18 protein-coding genes are annotated in these 18,865 nt (G+C 66.9%); 3 read left to right on the top strand and 15 right to left on the bottom strand.

The features are described from left to right. Positions 1-15: 15 nt before the first annotated feature. The 15 genes from ACFTR6_RS17410 to ACFTR6_RS17340 all read right to left on the bottom strand — a co-directional run bounded on the left by ACFTR6_RS17410 (position 16) and on the right by ACFTR6_RS17340 (position 15,823). Positions 16-966 carry an N-acetyltransferase gene (locus ACFTR6_RS17410; protein WP_076798399.1) on the bottom strand — a complete coding sequence of 317 codons (951 nt, stop codon included), beginning with the start codon at positions 964-966 and terminating at the stop codon, positions 16-18. A 99-nt stretch (positions 967-1,065) separates the two neighbouring features. Further along, positions 1,066-2,547, bottom strand: a complete 1,482-nt coding sequence (locus tag ACFTR6_RS17405; RefSeq protein WP_076798400.1) for an NAD(P)/FAD-dependent oxidoreductase — start codon at positions 2,545-2,547, stop codon at positions 1,066-1,068. A gap of 34 nt (positions 2,548-2,581) precedes the next feature. Beyond that, a complete protein-coding gene (locus ACFTR6_RS17400; protein WP_377958776.1) occupies positions 2,582-3,976 on the bottom strand; it encodes a S8 family serine peptidase in 1,395 nt (464 codons plus the stop codon). A 19-nt stretch (positions 3,977-3,995) separates the two neighbouring features. Further along, on the bottom strand, positions 3,996-4,952 hold the full coding sequence (locus ACFTR6_RS17395; protein ID WP_087873641.1) for a Ppx/GppA phosphatase family protein: 957 nt from the start codon (positions 4,950-4,952) through the stop codon (positions 3,996-3,998). Beyond that, complete coding sequence (locus ACFTR6_RS17390) at positions 4,949-5,644, bottom strand: DUF501 domain-containing protein (RefSeq protein WP_172411759.1); 696 nt, start codon at positions 5,642-5,644, stop codon at positions 4,949-4,951. The genes ACFTR6_RS17395 and ACFTR6_RS17390 overlap by 4 nt, the downstream gene beginning before the upstream one ends. A gap of 75 nt (positions 5,645-5,719) precedes the next feature. Continuing rightward, complete coding sequence (locus ACFTR6_RS17385; protein ID WP_377958774.1) at positions 5,720-6,520, bottom strand: septum formation initiator family protein; 801 nt, start codon at positions 6,518-6,520, stop codon at positions 5,720-5,722. Between the two features lie 87 nt (positions 6,521-6,607). Beyond that, positions 6,608-7,888 carry a phosphopyruvate hydratase gene (gene eno / locus ACFTR6_RS17380; protein WP_076798405.1) on the bottom strand — a complete coding sequence of 427 codons (1,281 nt, stop codon included), beginning with the start codon at positions 7,886-7,888 and terminating at the stop codon, positions 6,608-6,610. Positions 7,889-8,009: 121 nt separating this feature from the next. Further along, positions 8,010-8,630 carry a MazG nucleotide pyrophosphohydrolase domain-containing protein gene (locus tag ACFTR6_RS17375; protein ID WP_377958803.1) on the bottom strand — a complete coding sequence of 207 codons (621 nt, stop codon included), beginning with the start codon at positions 8,628-8,630 and terminating at the stop codon, positions 8,010-8,012. 100 nt (positions 8,631-8,730) lie between these two features. After that, positions 8,731-9,873, bottom strand: coding sequence for an adenosine deaminase (locus ACFTR6_RS17370; RefSeq protein ID WP_377958773.1), 1,143 nt, complete (start codon positions 9,871-9,873; stop codon positions 8,731-8,733). 159 nt (positions 9,874-10,032) lie between these two features. After that, complete coding sequence (locus ACFTR6_RS17365) at positions 10,033-10,734, bottom strand: DedA family protein (RefSeq protein WP_377958772.1); 702 nt, start codon at positions 10,732-10,734, stop codon at positions 10,033-10,035. A gap of 102 nt (positions 10,735-10,836) precedes the next feature. Continuing rightward, entirely contained in the window at positions 10,837-11,454 is a 618-nt protein-coding gene (locus tag ACFTR6_RS17360; protein WP_087873644.1) for a DedA family protein, read from the bottom strand. Positions 11,455-11,456: 2 nt separating this feature from the next. Continuing rightward, positions 11,457-12,770 (bottom strand): thymidine phosphorylase, encoded by a 1,314-nt coding sequence (locus ACFTR6_RS17355; protein ID WP_377958771.1) that lies wholly within the window; start codon positions 12,768-12,770, stop codon positions 11,457-11,459. Continuing rightward, a complete protein-coding gene (locus ACFTR6_RS17350; RefSeq protein WP_377958802.1) occupies positions 12,767-13,168 on the bottom strand; it encodes a cytidine deaminase in 402 nt (133 codons plus the stop codon). The genes ACFTR6_RS17355 and ACFTR6_RS17350 overlap by 4 nt, the downstream gene beginning before the upstream one ends. A 221-nt stretch (positions 13,169-13,389) precedes the next feature. Then, positions 13,390-14,589 (bottom strand): amidohydrolase, encoded by a 1,200-nt coding sequence (locus ACFTR6_RS17345; protein ID WP_377958770.1) that lies wholly within the window; start codon positions 14,587-14,589, stop codon positions 13,390-13,392. A 100-nt stretch (positions 14,590-14,689) separates the two neighbouring features. Next, entirely contained in the window at positions 14,690-15,823 is a 1,134-nt protein-coding gene (locus ACFTR6_RS17340; protein ID WP_076798411.1) for a mannose-1-phosphate guanylyltransferase, read from the bottom strand. A 257-nt stretch (positions 15,824-16,080) separates the two neighbouring features. Here ACFTR6_RS17340 and sdhC point away from each other — a divergent pair, with 257 nt between their 5' ends. The 3 genes from sdhC (at position 16,081) to sdhA (ending at position 18,864) form a co-directional block, all read left to right on the top strand. Next, entirely contained in the window at positions 16,081-16,461 is a 381-nt protein-coding gene (gene sdhC, locus ACFTR6_RS17335) for a succinate dehydrogenase, cytochrome b556 subunit (protein WP_076798412.1), read from the top strand. Positions 16,462-16,464: 3 nt separating this feature from the next. Continuing rightward, a complete protein-coding gene (locus ACFTR6_RS17330; RefSeq protein ID WP_087873646.1) occupies positions 16,465-16,956 on the top strand; it encodes a succinate dehydrogenase hydrophobic membrane anchor subunit in 492 nt (163 codons plus the stop codon). A 105-nt stretch (positions 16,957-17,061) separates the two neighbouring features. Beyond that, a complete protein-coding gene (gene sdhA, locus ACFTR6_RS17325; RefSeq protein WP_076798414.1) occupies positions 17,062-18,864 on the top strand; it encodes a succinate dehydrogenase flavoprotein subunit in 1,803 nt (600 codons plus the stop codon). Position 18,865 lies beyond the last annotated feature (1 nt).

Below are 18,865 nucleotides of genomic sequence, written 5' to 3'. Positions count from 1 at the left end.
GTCAATCGTATCGCCTCAGAGGGCGGCCAAGGGCCCCGCGTACCGGAATGTGCCGTGGACTCCTCCTGGCCACAGGGCGAGGGGCAGGAACTGGAAGTGGTCGCCCCACTTGGCATCGGGCGCCTGAACTCCCAGGGACGACGCCGGGACAAAGCCGAACCGGGGGTAATAGTCGGTGGATCCGAGCAGCGCGATGCCCTTCTCCCCCGCTGCGTTGGCGCGGATGACTGTTTCGCGCATGAGCGCCGAGCCGATGCCGTGGCGCTGCAGCCGGGGCGTCACGCAAATGGGCCCGAGGCCCAGGAGCTCGAGGTCCTCCACCCACGCCCGGGTGCTGATCACGTGGCCGACGATTTCGCCGTCGAGTTCGGCGACGATGCTGAACTCCGGCAGATACTCCTCGGCAACGAACAGCTCGCGCAGGACCTTGACCTCAACCGGCTCCCCCTCGACGGGCAGTCCGGTGACGGGGGAAACGGCGAAGGCTTCGGCGGCCAGGGCGAGGAGGGCCTCACGGTCGCCCGGTTCTTCGCTGCGCAGCATCACTTCCCGCACCGGCTCCGGCTCGGGGGCGTTGGCGGCCGCGAGCTCGGCCAGGACTTCCAGCGCCCGCGCCGAATCGGCCACGGGGACCAGGAGATGATCGTGGTGGAAGCCGGCTAGAACGTTGCAGCTGATCCGGGCCTGGGTCAGCGCCTTGCTCACAGCCGCGGTCAGGCCCACAGCCTCCAGCGCCGAGTGGACCTCGAGGGTGATCCAGGCCGCCACGAAGTCGTAGGGCAGGTCCAGCGCGTCCGCCTCGGCCCGGGGCAGGACCACGGTGAGCCCCTCGGCTTCCCGAACGGCGGCCTCGATGTGTCCGGCGAGCGGCCTGCCATGCGGCCAGAGAACGTAGACGTACTCCCCTTTCCGGAGCACCGGATGCATCGAGGCAAGGAGAGTCTGGAGGTTCTTTTCACCCGTCATGCAGCCAGTCTAGGGGTGCGCCAGGACACAGCCGGGAAAGCCGGGACACAACGAAGCGGCCGGTCCCCGGAAAGGGGAACGGCCGCCGTCGTTATTTTTTTACTTGGCCTCGGCCGTGACCGGGTCCTTGGCGCCGCCCTGGGCAGGGGCGGCGGACTTCTCAGCCGGAGCCTTTTCGACCGGAGCCGGCGCGGCGGGGGCCGCGGGCTTGGGCGCCGGGGTGGCAGCGGCCACGAAGGCGCCGCGCGGGTTGTCCAGGTCCAGCAGCTGCGTGGTGTCGCGGCCTGCGAAGAAGCTCAGGATCCAGTTGAAGACCACCCGGAACTTGCGCTCGAACGTCGGCATTGCCATGCCGTGGTAGCCGCGGTGTGCCAGCCAGGCGAGAGGGCCCTTGAGCCCGATGCGGCCGAACAGGTTGATGTTGGCAACACCCTTCCACTCACCGAAGCCGGCCACAGCACCGAGGTTCTTGTGCTTGTAGTCAACGAGCGGCTTGTCCCAGCGGGAAGCCCACAGGTTCTTGGCGAGGCGCTTGGCCTGGCGCAGCGCGTGCTGGGCGTTGGGGACGCAGGTGCCGTCCGGGAGGCCGCCACCCGACAGGTCGGGAACTGCGGCGATGTCGCCGGCAGCCCAGGCGTTGTCGATGATACCCTCGTCGCCCCCGATGCGCAGGTCCGGCAGGACGCGGACGCGGCCGCGCGGCTCCAGCGGGAAGTCGGTGGAGCGGACCATCGGGTTGGCCTGGACACCGGCGGTCCACACGAGGGTGTCGGTCTCGAATTCCTGGGCCGGCGTCTTGTCCGGCAGGTTGATGAGCTTGAGGGAGCCCTCGGCGTTGTCCAGCGAGGTGTTCAGCAGGACCTCGATGCCGCGGCTGCGGAGGTGCTCCACGACCCACTCGGCCTGCGGTGCGGTGACCTCGGGCATGATGCGGCCCATGGCCTCGACGAGGACGAAGCGGACTTCCTCCTGCTTGACGCGCGGGTTGTTGCGGACCGCGGCGCGGGCGAGGTCTTCCATTTCGGTGATGCACTCGATGCCGGCGAAGCCGCCACCCACCACCACGAAGGTCAGGGCACGGGCGCGTTCAGCGGGGTCCGTCATGGTGGAACCGCGCTCGATGCGGTCGAGGACCTTGTTGCGCAACGCAACGGCTTCCTCAATGGTCTTCAGGCCGATGCCCTTGTCCGCCAGGCCCTTGATCGGGAACGTGCGGGTGATGGCGCCGGCGGCAAGCACGACGTCGAAGTACGGGACCTCGAAGTTCTCGCCGCCGTCAGCCGGGGCAACCACTGCCGTGCGGTTGGCGTGGTCGATGGAGAGGACGCGGCCCTGGATGAGCTCGGTCTGCTTGAGGTGCTGGCGGTGCGAGACCACTGCGTGGCGGGCCTCGATGTTTCCGCCGGCAACTTCCGGCAGGAAGGGCTGGTAGGTCATGTAGGGCAGCGGATCGACGACGGTGACGATGCCGCCTGCGTTCGCGATCTTCTTCTGCAGTTTGAGGGCTACGTAGAGGCCGACGTACCCGCCGCCGACGACGAGCACACGCGGACGATCCTGGAGCTGTGGGGTGGTTGCCATGGCTCCAGAGTACAGTACTTTGTGAAAATCTTCACTAACTGGTGCGGTCGGCCCGGTCCACCTTTGTGAGCGCATCGGTGTCCGGCTCCTCTGGACCGCCGCCTGATGCCCTGTAGGCGCGGCGCAGCTGCACCGCTCCTGCCACAATGATGGCTACAAAAAGCGCACCGAAACCGATGACCACGGCCGCCGGCAGCGCACTGTCCAGCTGCGACGGAGGCACGGCCACCGGCACGGTCGCCGTGGGCAGCGTGGCCTGCGCGGCGGGCGCCGTGGACGAGGGCTCGGGAGCGGGCGTGGCGAGGTTGCCGCGCCGGTGGACGCGGATCCAGTCCGCGATGGAACCCAGCGGGTTTGCTTTCGTTTCTGCGACGTCTTCCTTGAGCGCCGCCTCCGCGTTGAGGACGCCGAAGCCGTACAGCGGGTCCTTGCCGGGCGCGCCTTCGTCCTTGGCAGTGGAGACAATCCTGTTGATGACCTGCTCGGCGCTCATCTCCGGCCACTTGGAACGGATCAGGGCAGCAACTCCGGAGACGATGGGCGTGGCGCCGGACGTGCCGGCCCATTCCGCGTAGCTGCCGCCGGGCAGTCCGCCCGCCAGCTTCTCGGCCGGCGCGGCCACGCCGATGCTGATGCCCTGGGAGGAGGAGTCGGTGCTCGCCCGTCCGGTCCGGTCCACGCCGGCGACGGTCAGCACACCGGGGATAGTGGCCGGGGCCCCCACCTGCACGTTGCCGCCCACCCGGTTGCCGGCCGCGGCCACGATGACCACGTCCTTCTGCTCGGCGTACAGGAACGCTGCGTCCCAGCTTTGCGGCCACTCCGGCGAGGTGCTGCCCAGCGAAATATTGATGACCTTGGCGCCGTTGTCCACGGCCCAGCGCACAGCCTCCGGGATCTGGTCCTGGTCGCTCTTGCCGCCCGGGTTGGGTGATCCGAGCCAGGTGGAGACGGAAAGGATCTGGGCTTCAGGGGCCACGCCCATGATGCCGTCCGGCCTGCCCTTGGCTGCTGCAGTGGCGCTCGGCGAAGGCTTGGCGCTGGCCGTGGCCTTCTTCGGCGGCTGGTGCCCGCGGCCGGCGAGCATGGTGGCCACGAGGGTGCCGTGCTCGGGCTTGGCGCCGATGCTCTTCTCACCGTCGGGATCGCCGGCGCCGGAGACGTCGTGGCCGCCTGCCAGCACGCCCTTGAGGTCAGGATGGTTGCCGTCGACACCGCTGTCGATCACCGCCACCTTCACGTTGGCGCCCTTGGAGACCTCCCACGCCTTGGTGATGCCGGCTTCCTTGAGCCAGTATTCCCTGTCCCGCCAGGAGTCGGCCTGCGCGGCCGGGGCGGTGGCGACGGCGGACGCGGCGATGCCGCCGGCAAGCACCGCGGACAGAAGGGCCGAGACCGTCCGGCGCAGCCGGGCTGTTGCTCTGGTCATTCAGGATCCAATACTTGGTTTAGCTTTGTGCCGCGGCACTCAGGGCAATTCCGTCCAGAATATCGTGCTCGCTGGCCGTGGCCGTAATGATGCGGCCGGCGCTGAGCTCGCCCATCCGGGTCAGGATGCGCCGCCAGACCAGGGCACCGGCTCCGATGACGTCCACCCGGCCGGGATGCATGTAGGGCAGTTCCGCCCGCCGGGACCGCGGCATCTGCAGCAGGTCGGTGGCGGCGGCCTGTACGGCGGCAATGGACAGCTCGGCGCCGTGGATGGCTGCCGGCAGGTATTCGGGCAGCTTGAGCGCGTGCGCCGTGATGGTGGTGATGGAACCGGCAACCCCGACGACGGCGGTGCTGCGTTCCAGCGGAACGTCCAGTCGCGCTTCGGCGATGGCGGCGTCGACGTCGGCCTCCGCGGCAGCGATCTGTTCGGCCGTGGGCGGGTCCGCCGTGAGGTGGCGTTCGGTCAGCCGGACGCAGCCGATGTCCACGGAGCGGGCGGCGATCACGCCATTGGCGTCGCCGAGCACGAACTCGGTGCTGCCGCCGCCCAAATCCACCACCAGGACCTTGTCCTCGGCCGAGATCGGCAGCACGCTGCTGGCGCCGGCAAAGGACAGCGCGGCTTCCTCGTCGCCGGTAATCACCTCGGGCTCCACGCCGATGAGGTTCCTGATGCCGTCCACGAACACCTGGCGGTTCCGGGCGTCCCGGCTGGCGGACGTGGCCACGAAACGGACCTTCCGGGCCTGGTACTCGCGGATGAGCTCGGCGTAGTCAGCCGTGGCGGCGAAGGTGCGCTCCAGCGCCTCGGGCGCCAATTCACCGGTGGCGTCCACTCCCTGGCCGAGCCGCACTACCCGCATTTCGCGCACGATATCGGTGAGCCTGGTGGCCCCGTTGCTGTGGTCAATGTCGGCGATGAGGAGTCGGATGGAGTTGGTTCCACAGTCGATGGCGGCCACCCGGGTCATGCGCCTGCCTCCGTGTTTCGGGACTCCGTCGTGCTTTCGTCGGTCTTGGATTTGCGGACGGGCGCCGGGCGGCCGACGATCTCCGGCAGTCCCTGCGGGCCATGGCGGCTGAGGTCCCTGGACGGCGCCTCGCCGGCCGTGTCCCAGGCACCCTCGCAGTAGCAGCGGTCAGCGGTCCACCATTCGCTGATGGCTGCGATGGCCTCGTCGCCCAGCGGGTTCACACCTGGGCCGGCGGCCAGCGAGTGTCCCACCAGGACGTGCAGGCATTTGACGCGGGTGGGCATCCCGCCGGCGGAGACGCCGTCGATCTCCGGGACGTCGCCGATCCCGGACCGCGCACCGATGTCGGCACGGGCAGCCAGGTAGGCCTCGTGGGCTTTCCGGTAGGAGGAAGCGAGGGAGTCGTCCGCGGCGAGCCGGTCGTTCATGTCGTTCATGAGGCCGCCGGCTTCAAGCCGCGAGACCGCCGACGTGATGACGGGGTGGGTCAGGTAGAACGTGGTGGGGAAGGGCGTCCCGTTGCTCAGGCGCGGGGATGTTGCCGCCACCAGGGGGTTCCCGCAGACGCAGCGCGCCGGGATTTCCACCACGTCACGCACCGGCCTTCCAAGCTGGCGGCTGAGCACATCGAGGTCCTGCGCTGATGGCTGCCGGGATTCACCGGGGGCGGTTGCCGTGTTGTCGTCCACTGGCGTGGCCGTCCTTCCTGCCCGGATCTGGCTGCCCCGGCGTTCCGGTAGGCAGTCCCGCGGCGGGCGCCGCTCCTAGTCTGTCGCCGAGCGCTTGATGGAGTCCCAGAGGGAATCCACCCAGGGCACATCGGCGGGGTCTTGTCTTTCTGCTGCACTGGGCTGGCTGCCTGTTGCGCCGGCCGGCAGGTCGCTGCCGAACACCCAGTAGCCGGTCTCTCCCGGCATAACCATGTTAATGCGGTCCCGTGCCTGCTGCTTGACGTAGTTCGGGTCCTGCCATCGGGACACCTGCCGTTTGAGGTTGTCCTGCTCCGCCTTGCGGTCTGCGATGTCCGATTCCAGGGCCGCAATTTCGGCCCGCTTGTCGATGAAGATCTTCACGGTGGGGGCCAGCATGATGGTGATGGCCACCATCACCACGGCCAGCGCCAGCATCCGCCCGGAGAACGCCTTCGCAGGTACGGGGTCGAGGTTGTCGTCCTCGGCGGGGACGGCTGAAGAACCGGACTTTGTGCGGCTGCTGCCAGATTTTCCGGCTGCCGTGCCGCCTGTCCTGCCGGCGCGGGCTGTTACGCCGGTTCCAGTTGATGCGCCGGCCTTTGATCCTGCGCCCTTGCTGCCGGCGCCTGTTGAACCGGTGCTGTTAGTCCCTTTAGTCCCCGCGCCGGTTTTAGTCCCTGTCCCGGCCTTCGTCCCAGGGGCGCCGGGCCTGCCCTCGGCCCGCGTCCCGTGTCCCGTCCCGGCGTCATGCGTGGCGTGCGCGGAGCGGGAAGCGCCAAAGTCCGCCTGGATGACGTCTCCCCCGGCCGATCCGGCGGCGGACTGCTGTGCTGGTGGGGTCACCCTGGGAACTTTGGGACGGCGGGTAGCCATGACACTCCTGTAACGTGTGGCGCCAAAAACAAAACCGGTGGCTATGGTCTTTCCACCATAGCCACCGGTCAGCTGTTTCTTTGGCTACTAGGCCTTGAAACGCGGGAACGCGCTGCGGCCGGCGTAGCGTGCGGCGTCGTCGAGTTCCTCTTCGATGCGCAGCAGCTGGTTGTACTTGGCAACACGCTCGGAGCGGGCCGGAGCACCGGTCTTGATCTGGCCGGCGTTGGTGGCAACGGCGATGTCGGCGATCGTGGTGTCTTCGGTTTCACCGGAGCGGTGCGAGGTGATGGTGGTGTAACCGGAGCGCTGGGCGAGGGAAACCGCGTCCAGGGTCTCGGTCAGGGAGCCGATCTGGTTGACCTTGACCAGCAGGGAGTTGGCCGTGGCGGCGTCGATGCCCTGCTGCAGGCGCTCGGGGTTGGTGACGAAGAGGTCGTCACCCACCAGCTGGACCTTGTCACCGATGGTGTCGGTGAGGATCTTCCAGCCTTCCCAGTCGTTCTCGTCCAGCGGGTCCTCGATGGACACCAGCGGGTAGTCGGCAACGAGTTCGGCGTAGTAGGCGCTCATCTCGGCGGAGCTCAGCGACTTGCCTTCGAACTGGTAGGCGCCGTCCTTGAAGAATTCGGAGGAGGCGACGTCCAGTGCCAGCGCGATGTCCGTGCCCGGGGTGTAGCCGGCCTTCTGGATGGCTTCCTGGATCAGGTCCAGGGCGGCGCGGTTGGAGGGCAGGTTCGGTGCGAAGCCGCCCTCGTCGCCGAGGCCGGTGGCCAGGCCCTTTTCGTTCAACACGGACTTGAGGTTGTGGTAGACCTCAACGCCCCAGCGCAGGCCCTCGGAGAAGGTCTCGGCACCGATGGGGGCGATCATGAATTCCTGGATGTCGACGTCGGAATCCGCGTGCGAGCCGCCGTTGAGGATGTTCATCAGCGGAACCGGCAGGACGTGGGCGTTCGGGCCGCCCAGGTACTTGTACAGCGGCAGGTCGGCCGAGGCTGCTGCAGCATTGGCAACTGCCAGGGAAACGCCGAGGATGGCGTTGGCGCCCAGCTTGCCCTTGTTGGCGGTGCCGTCCAGGTCGATCATGGCCTGGTCGATGCTGCGCTGGTCGGTGGCGTCGAAGCCGGTCAGGGCCGGTGCGATCTGGTCGATGACGGCGTCAACGGCCTTCTGGACACCCTTGCCGAGGTAACGGCCCTTGTCGCCGTCGCGCAGTTCAACTGCTTCGTGCTCGCCGGTGGATGCACCGGACGGAACGGCAGCACGGCCGATCTGGCCGTCGGAGAGGAGAACTTCAACTTCGACGGTGGGGTTGCCACGGGAATCGAGGATCTCGCGGGCGTGGATGGCATCGATAAGCGCCATGGATTTGCTCCTTGTGGGCGATATTGCGGGGGTTTCTAGAAGGAAAATCTCGACGTCCTCGTCAGGGACTAGCGTAGTCGAGAGTGGTGCACGTTACGGAAACCTATCCAGAACCCGGACGTCATGATCCGGGCGCGGAAGATTCGGGGTGGCGGTTCTGGTACCGGCGGACGGCCCCGCGGAGGGCGCGTTCGGCGTCGAACCCCCTGCTCCGGGCAGAATGTACGACGGCGAGCAGCAGCTCGCCGAGCTCGGCTTCCGTTTCCATTGTTTCGGCGAGCCGGGTCCCGGCGGACTCGACCCGCGGATGTTCTTCAGCCCGAGGCAGCCCGGCCCGTTCGGCCCGGTCCAGGGTTTTCTGGGCCTGGGCCAGTGCGGGCAGGGCCACCGGGATGCCCACGAACGGCGTGCTGCGCTGCGGGCTTTCGGCCTTTTTGACGGCATCCCACTTGAGCACGATCTCCTCCACGGTGGCAGGGAAGGAGTCCTGGAGGGAACCGTCCGGACGGAACACGTGCGGGTTGCGGCGGATCATCTTCTCGGTGAGGCCGCGGGCGACGTCGCCGAAGCCGAACACTCCGCGTTCCTCGGCGAGCCGGGCGTGCAGCACCACCTGGAGCAGCACATCGCCGAGTTCGCCTTTCAGCTCAGCCTCGTCCGCACCCGTCTCGATGGTCTCGGCCACTTCATGGGCCTCCTCCAGCAGGTACTCCACAAGGGACTCGTGGGTGAGGGCGCCCATCCAGGGGCAGTGCTCGCGGAGGGCAGCGATGATCCCCAACAGCTCCCCCACCTCGCCGGCCGGTCCAGGATCCGGAGCGGATTCAGGCTGTCGGGCAGTTTCAGCCAAGGTCGCCGTACGCGTCGTTGATGTACTCCACGAGGGCTTCCTTTTCCTCCAGCGGCAGGAAGGACGCTTCGGCGGCGTTGAGCGTGAGCTCCAGCAGGTCGTCGAGGTCGTAGTCGAAGGTTTCCACCAGCAGCTCGAACTCGTCGGTGAGCGTCACGCCGCTCATGAGGCGGTTGTCAGTATTGATGGTCACGTTGAATCCCAGCTGGTAAAGCATGTCCAGCGGGTGGCTTTCGATGCCCTCGCCGAAGCCGGCGATGGCGCCCGTCTGCAGGTTCGAGGACGGGCAGATCTCCAGGGCGATGCCGCGGTCCCGGATCCAGCTGGACAGGTTACCGAGCGTGACCAGGCCGATGTTGTCGCTATCCTCGTCGGTGTCATCCTCGTCGAACTCCACCATGATGTCCTCGGCGATGCGGACACCGTGGCCCAGGCGCAGCGCGCGGCCGTCAACCAGGGCGGACTGGATGCTGTCCAGTCCGGCGGCCTCGCCGGCGTGCACCGTGGCCGGGAAGTTGTTTTGGGCCAGGTAAGTAAAGGCGTCCCGGAAGCGCGAGGGCAGGAAGCCGTCTTCGGCGCCTGCGATGTCGAACCCGACGGCACCCTTGTCGCGGTGCCGGACGGCGAGCTCGGCGATTTCCTGGCCCCGGTCGGCATGCCGCATGGCCGTGATCAGCTGGCCCACCTGGATCTCGCGGCCGGTCTCGGCCACGGCCTCAACACCCGCTTCGAGGCCTTCCTGGACGGCCTCGACAACCTCGTCCAGGGTCAGTCCCTTCTGGAGGTGCTGCTCAGGTGCCCAGCGCACTTCGCCGTACACCACGCCGTCGTCCGCGAGATCCTCCACGAACTCCTTGGCGACGCGGAACAGCCCTTCCCTGGTCTGCATGACTGCGACCGTGTGGTCGAACGTCTCGAGGTACCGGACCAGGGATCCGGAATCGGCGGACTCGCGGAACCATTCGCCCAGTGCCGTCGGATCAGTGGACGGCAGGGTGTGACCCACGGCTTCCGCCAGCTCGATGATGGTGGCAGGGCGCAGGCCGCCGTCCAGGTGGTCGTGAAGGGAGACCTTGGGCAGGCTCTTCAGGTCGAAGTCAAGGGCAGGGGCGGCGTCAACGATTGGCTCAGTCACGTACCAACTCTAGGGTTGGACCGGCGGCAATGCCAACGAAGCGGGAGGATGCCCAAACCTGCCTCCGCCAGCGCGAACGTACAGTTGTGGCCCCAAATCCGAATGGAAATGGGGCCACAACTGTACGTTCGCGCTGGGCGGCTTCTGCTGTGCCTCCTGTTAGGCCACGCGGCTGGTCTCTTCCGGGACGTCGCTCCCGTCCGGGAGGCTGCCCTCTTCCGGAACCCTGCCCTCTTCCGGAACTGGGGCGTCGTGGCGTCCAAGCCGCTTGTGCCACCAGCGAAGGGCGTGGTCAATGATGATGCCCAGGATGATGGCGAACACGACGGCGATGCCCGCGCCCAGCAGCGGGTTGTGGTGCAGCCACGGGAAGGAACTGGCCACGAGGCCGATGCCTATCGAATAGCCCACCCACGTGAAGCAGGCGAAGGCATCCAGCACGAAGAACCTGCGGTGCGGGTACCCGGTGGTGCCGGCAACGTAGTTCACGGCGACACGTCCCCAGGGGATGTAGCGCGCCGTGAAGATCAGCACGGCGCCGCGCTTTTCCAGTTCGTAGCGCGCCCAGCCGAAGGCCTTCTGCACCTTGGGCCGGCGCATCCATTTCCAGCGTTCCAGCCCGATCTTCCGGCCCAGCATGTAGGCCATGTTGTCACCCGCCATGGCCCCGGCCAGGGCAGTCAGGCCGAGGATCCAGAGGTTGGGCTCCCCGCTGTGCCGGGAGAAGGCTGCCAACGCGACGATGAGGGTCTCGCTCGGGACCACCATCGCGAACCCGTCCACGAAGAAAAAGAGCAGTAAGACGGGGTAAATCCACCATTGACCCGCTGCATGGAGCACGGCCTCATTAATAAACTCCACGCGGCTGATGCTCCTAGGAAATATAACAAGACGGGAAGTGACGCAAATCGCTCTTTAGTGTCGCATGGCGGAACGATAGTGCGCTATGCCCTGATTGGAAAGTCAACTTTCCCGGAACGGATCCGGAATGCGGTTCCGCACCCGGTTGATTCCAATGTCCACCAGGATGCCCAGCACAATGGCGCAGACAATGGCGATCACGGCTCCGAGCAGGTGGTTTTCCTCGAACCACTGGCCGAAGAACAGGCCGATGGCCACTGAGTACGAGGCCCAGAGGGTGGCGGAAAGGACGGTCAGCCCGATGAAGCGGGAATGCGAATAGTGCGTGGCCCCTGCCGTCAGGTTCACCGCCACCCGGCCGATGGGGACGAACCGCGCCACCAGGATCAGCGACGCCGGCCGCTTGCGCAGCTCCCGCCCGGCCCACCGGAATGCCCGCTGCATCCGTGGCCCGCGCATCCACGCCCAGCGCTGGATGCCCACGGCGCGGCCGATGAGGTAGGCGGCGTTGTCGCCGGTGAAGGCGCCCAGCCCGGCGACGGCGGCCAGCAGCCACGGATTGGGAACATCCGCCGTCGCGGCCACGGCCGCCAGCCCCACCACCACCGATTCACTGGGGATGGGCGGGAAGAAGCCGTCGATAATGCAGCAGCCCAGGACTATGAACAGGACCCATGGCTGGCCGGCTGCCGCCAGGATGAAGTCGTTGATGGCCTGCACGGTCAGGCGATGCGGTCGATGATGAGCTGCTGCGCGGGCCGGGAACCTTCAGGTGCGATCGTCACGGCATGATCGAGCGCGTCCTTGGCCCGGGCAAACTTCCCGGGCGTGTCCGTCAGCAGGGTCATCAGCGGTTCACCGGCGCGCACCACTGCACCCGGTTTGGCGTGCAGGCGGACACCCGCTGCTGCCTGCACCGGGTCCTCCTTGCGGGCCCGCCCGGCGCCGAGCCGCCATGCCGCCACACCCACGGCGAACGCGTCGAGTTCCACGAGGACGCCGTCTGCCGGCGCGTAGATGGTTTCCGTCTCTTTGGCCGCCGGCAGCTTGGCCCGCGGGTCGCCACCCTGCGCCGCGATCATCCGGTTCCAGACGTCCATGGCCCTGCCGTCCTTGAGCGCTGCCGCCGGATCGGCGTCGGAAATACCGGCGCACCGCAGCATCTCCTCCGCCAGCCTCACCGTCAGCTCGACGACGTCGGCGGGGCCGCCGCCTGCCAGGACCTCAACGGCTTCCTCCACCTCGATGGCGTTGCCCGCGGTCAGCCCCAGCGGCGTGCGCATGTTCGTCAGCAGGGCCACCGTTTCCACCCCGGCGTCCTTGCCAAGGGCCACCATGGTCTCGGCGAGTTCGCGCGCACCGGCCTCGTCCTTCATGAACGCCCCGCTGCCCACCTTCACGTCCAGCACCAGCGAGCCCGTGCCCTCGGCGATCTTCTTGCTCATGATTGACGAGGCAAGCAGCGGGATGGACTCCACGGTGCCCGTGACGTCGCGGAGCGCATAGAGTTTCTTGTCCGCCGGGGCCAGCCCTGGTCCGGCGGCGCAGATCACCGCGCCCACGTCCTGGAGCTGGGCCATCATTTCGTCGTTGCTCAGGGCCGCGCGCCAGCCGGGAATGGACTCGAGTTTGTCCAGCGTGCCGCCGGTGTGGCCCAGTCCGCGTCCGGACAGCTGCGGGACCGCCAGCCCGAACACGGCCACGAGGGGTGCCAGCGGCAGGGTGATCTTGTCCCCCACCCCGCCCGTGGAGTGCTTGTCCGCCGTAACCTTCACGCCGCCGTCGGGCCGCCGGAGGCCGGAGAAGTCCATCCGCTCCCCGGAGGCGATCATCGCCGCGGTCCACTGGGAGATTTCGGCGCGGTCCATGCCGTTGAGCAGGATGGCCATGTTCAGCGCGGCCATCTGCTCCTCGGCGATGACGCCGCGGGTATACGCGTCGATGGTCCAGGCAATCTGCTCCGGGCTGAGCACGCCCTTGTCGCGCTTGGTCCGGATGATGTCGACGGCGTCGAACGGCTCGGTCCTCTGGTTCACCGGCTTCCCTCCAGGTGTTCGGGTCCAAATGCATCAGGCAGCACCTGGTCCATGGTCTTGATTCCCTGCGTCGTCATGAGTTCCATGCCCGGGGCTCGGAACTCGTACAGCAGCTGCCGGCAGCGTCCGCAGGGCATGAGCACATTGCCGCCGCCGTCAACGCAGTAGAAGGCGCGCAGGAGGCCGCCGCCCGTCATCTGCAGGTTCCCCACGAGAACGCACTCGGCGCACAGGGTCAGGCCGTAGCTGGCATTCTCCACATTGCAGCCGCTCACGATGCGGCCGTCCGCCGTGAAGGCCGCGGCGCCCACTGGAAAGCTGGAGTAGGGCGCATACGCACGCTTCATGGCCTCGAGCGCAGCATCCTCCAGGGCCGCCCAGTCGATAATGGCGCCCATTGCGCTGGCGTCGTTCTGCACGGCCGTCACCCCTTGGCGTACGGGGTGCCGAGGGCCGGCACCCGGGTGCGCAGCAGCGCACTCATGAGCCCACTTTAGTGTCCTGCCCCAAGTCCGGGTAACTCGGGCCGGCTAAACACGCCAAGCGCGAACGTACACTTGTGGCCCCTGGGAAGCGCTTCCCAAGGGCCACAACTGTACTTTCGCGCCTGTCCCTGAAGCTAGAGGTCGCGGATGGTGCGGAGCGCTGCGGCGGTCAGGACCTGGATGCCGTATCCGAGGGCACGCTCATCCAGGATGTAGTCGCCGCGGTGGAGGTCGTACTCCTCGCCGCCGGGAGTCTTGGTGCCGAGGCGCATCATGGCCCCCGGCAGCTCGGCGAGGAACCATGCGAAGTCCTCCCCGCCCATGGACTGGGGCGTCAGCACCACGGCACCCTCGCCGATCTCGGCGCGTGCCGCGGCCTCGATCAAGGCCGTCTCGTGCTCGGAGTTGACCACCGGAGGAACGCCCCGGGTGTGCTCCAGCCGGACGTCGACGCCGTAAGGGGCGGCCACCTGGTGCACCACCTCGTCCAGCAGTTCGCCGGCGCTGTGCCACGCATCGCGGTCCAGGCAGCGCATGGTTCCCGCCATGTATCCGGTGCCGGGGATCGCGTTGGGTGCCGAGCCGGCGGAGATGTGCCCCCACACCACCGAGACGCCGCTGCGGACATCAACCCGGCGGGACAGGACGGCCGGCACGTTCACGGCAATCTGGGCCAGCGCGAAAACAAGGTCCTCGGTCAGGTGCGGGCGCGAGGTGTGCCCGCCGCGGCCCGAAAGTTCAATCCTGATGGTGTCGGAGGCCGACGTGATGGCGCCGATGCGGGTGCCGATCTTGCCCACTTCAATGCGCGGGTCGCAGTGCAGCGCCAGGATGCGGGGCACGCCCTCCAGCACGCCCTGCTCAATGCAGGAGTGGGCGCCGCCGGGCATGGTTTCCTCGGCGGGCTGGAAGATGATGCGCACGGATCCGCCGAGCGGGGATTCCTGGTGCATGCGGTGCAGCACCAGGGCGATGCCCAGCATGGTGGTGGTGTGCACGTCGTGGCCGCAGGCGTGCGTGACGCCGTGGTTCTTCGAGGCGAACGGCAGTCCCGTTTCCTCGATAATCGGCAGGGCGTCGATGTCGCCGCGCAGCGCCGTGGCGATCGGGCCCTCGCCGATGTCCACGGTCAGGCCGGTGCCCTCCAGCCGGCGGGGCTGGAGGCCGGCCGCCTCGAGCCGCTCCACCAGCTTGTCCGTGGTCCGGAATTCCCGGAAGGACAGTTCGGGGTGCGCATGCAGGTCACGGCGAAAATCGATCAGTTCCGGCAGCAGGGGCTCGAGCCACGGTTCCACCAGGGCGGTCGGCTCAGCTTCAGTAGTGTAATTGCGCACACCTCAACTCTAGCGATGCCGGAAAAATTAGCGGCATCGCCTTCTCCGCGTTACGCGTTCGCCGTTCCCGGTTCACCCGTCGCCAGGAAGATCAGGGCCCTTAAAGGACGTCGGTGTCGCCGCTGGCCTTCAGCGCGTCCACGGCCTGCTTCACCCGCTGCGAATGCTGCTTGGTGGTGACCAGCAGCGCATCCGGGGTGTCCACGATCACGACGTCCTTGATGCCGATCAGTGCGATCACACGCTTGGTGTCCGAGACCACCACGCCGCTGGCGTTTTCGGTGAACACACGGGCGCCCTCGCCGAGGACAGTCACCTCGTCCACTTCCTTGGCGCTGTTCAGCCGGCCGACGGAGGCGAAGTCACCGACGTCGTCCCAGCGGAAGGATCCGGGTACGACGGCGACGTCCCCGGCCGCCGCTGCAGGCTCGGCTACCGCGTAGTCGATGGCGATCTTGGGCAGCGTGGGCCAGATCCGCGCGGTGACTTCGTCACGCTGCGGCGTGTCCCACGCCTGGGCGATCTCCTGCAGGCCGTTGAACAGCTCGGGCTGGTTCGCTTCCAGGTGCTTGAGCATGAGGGAAACGGGCGCCACGAACATGCCCGCGTTCCAGACGTAGTCGCCGCTGTCCACATACTGCTGGGCAACGTCCTCGTCCGGCTTCTCCACGAACTCCACCACAGCCTGCGCGTTGGGGGCCGCCGGAATGCGCAGTGAGTCTCCTGACCGGATGTAGCCGAAGCCCGTGGAGGGGTGCGTTGGCTTGATGCCGATGGTTACGATCTTGCCGGCGGCGGCGGTGTGGATGGCCTCACGGACGGTGTCCTGGAAGAGACCGTCGGGGCTGATCACGTGGTCCGCGGCGAAGGAGCCCATGATGACGTCCGGATCACGCTGGTGCAGGATGGCTGCGGCCAGGCCGATCGCGGCACCGGAGTCCTTGGGCTCGCTCTCGAGCACGAGGTCGCCGTCCTGCACCTCGGGCAGCTGGCTGCACACGGCATTGCGGTGCGCCACGCCGGTGACCACCAGGACGCGGTTTCCGGCCAGCGGTTCGAGGCGGTCGTAGGTGGCACGCAGGAGCGTGCTGCCGGACCCCGTGAGGTCGTGGAGGAATTTGGGAGCTGCTGCACGCGACAGAGGCCAGAGGCGGGTCCCCACACCACCTGCAGGAATCACAGCGATAAAACGGCTGAGAGGTGAGTCCTGGCTTGTCACTTTGTCGTTACTCATCAAGGCCTACTTTAGCCGAAGCACCTCAACGTGCCCCTTCGGCGCCCTGCCGCAGGCGAATACAGTGGCAGCAAATGTGGTGTTTGTCTCAAAATAGCCGAAAATCCGTACAGTACGTGGCGGGCAAGGACCACCTGAATTGAATAAGCTGTAAGCGAAGCCTAGATTTAGGCCTGAGCTACGAGTGCTCTCGCAGCAGGCGTTTCCCCCGGCGTGGATCCCGCGCCAGCGCCGCTGTGTTCAGGGAGGTTTATTCAGTGCCGACGAAACCAGCTGGCACCTTGTACCGCGGCCGTGAAGGCATGTGGTCCTGGGTTGGACACCGTATTACGGGTGTAGTGATCTTTTTCTTCTTGTTGGTCCATGTGCTCGACACCTCGCTGGTGAGGGTGTCGCCTGAGGCCTACACCGCCGTAATCGGTGCCTACAAGAACCCGCTGATGGCCCTGGGTGAAACGGGCCTCGTCGCAGCGATCGTGTTCCACGCCTTCAACGGCCTGCGGATCATCGCCGTCGACTTCTGGAAGAAGGGCGCCAAGTACCAGCGTCAGATGCTCTGGGTGGTACTGGGCCTGTGGGTCGTCACCATGGTCGCCTTCGCCATCCGCCACCTGTCCCTCGCGCTCGGAGGTCACTAAGCCATGTCCGCAACTGAGATCCAGTCCCCTCGCAGCGGACAGATCATCGGCAAGCCCGAGTCCGGCAGGATCGCCCCGAAGTACCGCCGCAACGGCAACTCGCGCGGCAACTTCGAAATGCTGGCCTGGCTGTTCATGCGCCTCTCCGGCGTGGTCCTGGTTGTGCTGATCTTCGGCCACCTCTTCGTTAACCTCCTGGTGGGCGAGGGCATCCACGCCATCGACTTCGGCTTCGTTGCCGGCAAGTGGGCAGATCCGTTCTGGCAGTTCTGGGACCTCGCCATGCTGTGGCTGGCCATGCTGCACGGCACCAACGGCGTGCGCACCATCATCAACGACTACGCCGAGAAGGATTCCACCCGCTTCTGGCTCAAGATGGTCCTCTACGCAGCCTCCGCCGTCATCATCATCCTCGGCACCCTGGTGATCTTCACCTTCAACCCGTGCCCGGTTGTGGACGGCGTCCAGCTGCCCGGCGGCTTCTGCCCCGCGTAGCATCCCGTGGCGGCCCGCCATCGATTGGCGGGCCGCAATTTTGTGCGGAGACGGCTCAGACCGCCCGCTGTTTTATTGCGAATTTAGAGAGAAAGAGCGTCTGGTATGCAGGTCCATAAGTACGACGTCGTCATCGTCGGTGCCGGTGGCGCCGGGATGCGCGCCGCGATCGAGTCCGGTCAGCGTGCGCGAACAGCAGTACTGACCAAGCTCTACCCCACCCGCTCCCACACGGGTGCGGCGCAGGGCGGCATGTGTGCTGCCCTGGCCAATGTCGAGGAAGACAACTGGGAATGGCACACCTTCGACACCATTAAGGGCGGCGACTACCTGGTTGACCAGGACGCCGCCGAGGTCATGGCCAAGGAGGCCATCGACGCCGTGCTGGACCTCGAAAAGATGGGCCTGCCGTTCAACCGCACGCCCGAGGGCCGCATCGACCAGCGCCGCTTCGGCGGCCACACCCGTGACCACGGCAAGGCTCCGGTGCGCCGCGCCTGCTACGCCGCCGACCGCACGGGCCACATGATCCTCCAGACCCTGTACCAAAACTGCGTCAAGCACAACGTTGAGTTCTACAACGAGTACTACGTCCTGGACCTCCTGACGGTCGAGGAAGACGCCGTCCGCGAGGACGGCACGCCGTACAAGCAGAAGCGCGTTGCCGGCGTCGTGTCCTACGACCTCGCCTCCGGCGAGCTGCACGTCTTCCAGGCCAAGTCCGTCGTGTTCGCCTCCGGCGGCGCCGGCAAGGTCTTCAAGACCACCTCCAACGCCCACACCCTCACCGGTGACGGCATGGGCATCGCGTTCCGCCGCGGCATCCCCCTGGAGGACATGGAGTTCTTCCAGTTCCACCCGACCGGCCTGGCAGGCCTGGGCATCCTCCTGTCCGAGGCCGCCCGCGGTGAGGGCGCCATCCTCCGCAACTCCGAGGGTGAACGCTTCATGGAGCGCTACGCCCCCACCATTAAGGACCTCGCCCCGCGTGACATCGTGGCCCGCTCCATGGCCAACGAGGTCCGCGAAGGCCGCGGCTGCGGACCGAACAAGGACTACGTGCTCCTTGACCTGACGCACCTTGAGCCGGCGCACATCGACGCCAAGCTGCCGGACATCACCGAGTTCGCCCGCACCTACCTCGGCGTGGAGCCCTACACGGAGCCGGTTCCGGTCTTCCCGACGGCGCACTACGCCATGGGCGGCATCCCGACGAACATCGCCACGGAGGTCCTGCAGGACAACGACACCGTGGTTCCGGGCCTGTTCGCCGCCGGCGAGGTGGCCTGCGTTTCCGTGCACGGCTCCAACCGCCTGGGCACCAACTCCCTGCTGGACATCAACGTGTTCGGCAAGCGTGCCGGCATCGCCGCCGCGGAGTACGCCAAGACCGCTGGCTTCGTGGAGCTGCCGGAGAACCCGGAAGGGTTCACCAACCAGCTGCTGGACGTCGCCCGCAACGCGAACGGCACCGAGAAGGTCTCCGCGATCCGCAAGGAACTGCAGGACACCATGGACGCCAACATGCAGGTGTTCCGCACCGCCGAGACGCTCAACCAGGTCCTCAGGGACATCGAGTCCTTCGAGGAGCGGTACACCCGCATCAACGTCCAGGACAAGGGCAAGCGCTTCAACCTTGACCTGCTGGAAGCCGTTGAACTCGGGTTCCTGCTGGAACTGGCCCGGGTCATGACGGTTGCTGCCCTGTACCGTGAGGAATCGCGCGGCGGCCACTTCCGCGAGGACTTCCCGGACCGCGACGACGAAAAATTCATGAAGCACTCCATGGCGTACAAAGAAGACCATGCACCGGCCGACGGTTCCGCGGAGGAGGCAATTGCCGGTGTCCGGCTTGCCACCAAGCCGGTTGTCTTTACGCGCTACGAGCCGATGGTGAGGAAGTACTAAT

Origin of the sequence: Arthrobacter sp. NPDC057009 (assembly GCF_042673905.1) — a bacterium.
Taxonomy (GTDB): domain Bacteria; phylum Actinomycetota; class Actinomycetes; order Actinomycetales; family Micrococcaceae; genus Arthrobacter.
Note: the sequence above shows the minus strand (reverse complement) of the source record. Positions and strands in the feature narration are given on the sequence as shown.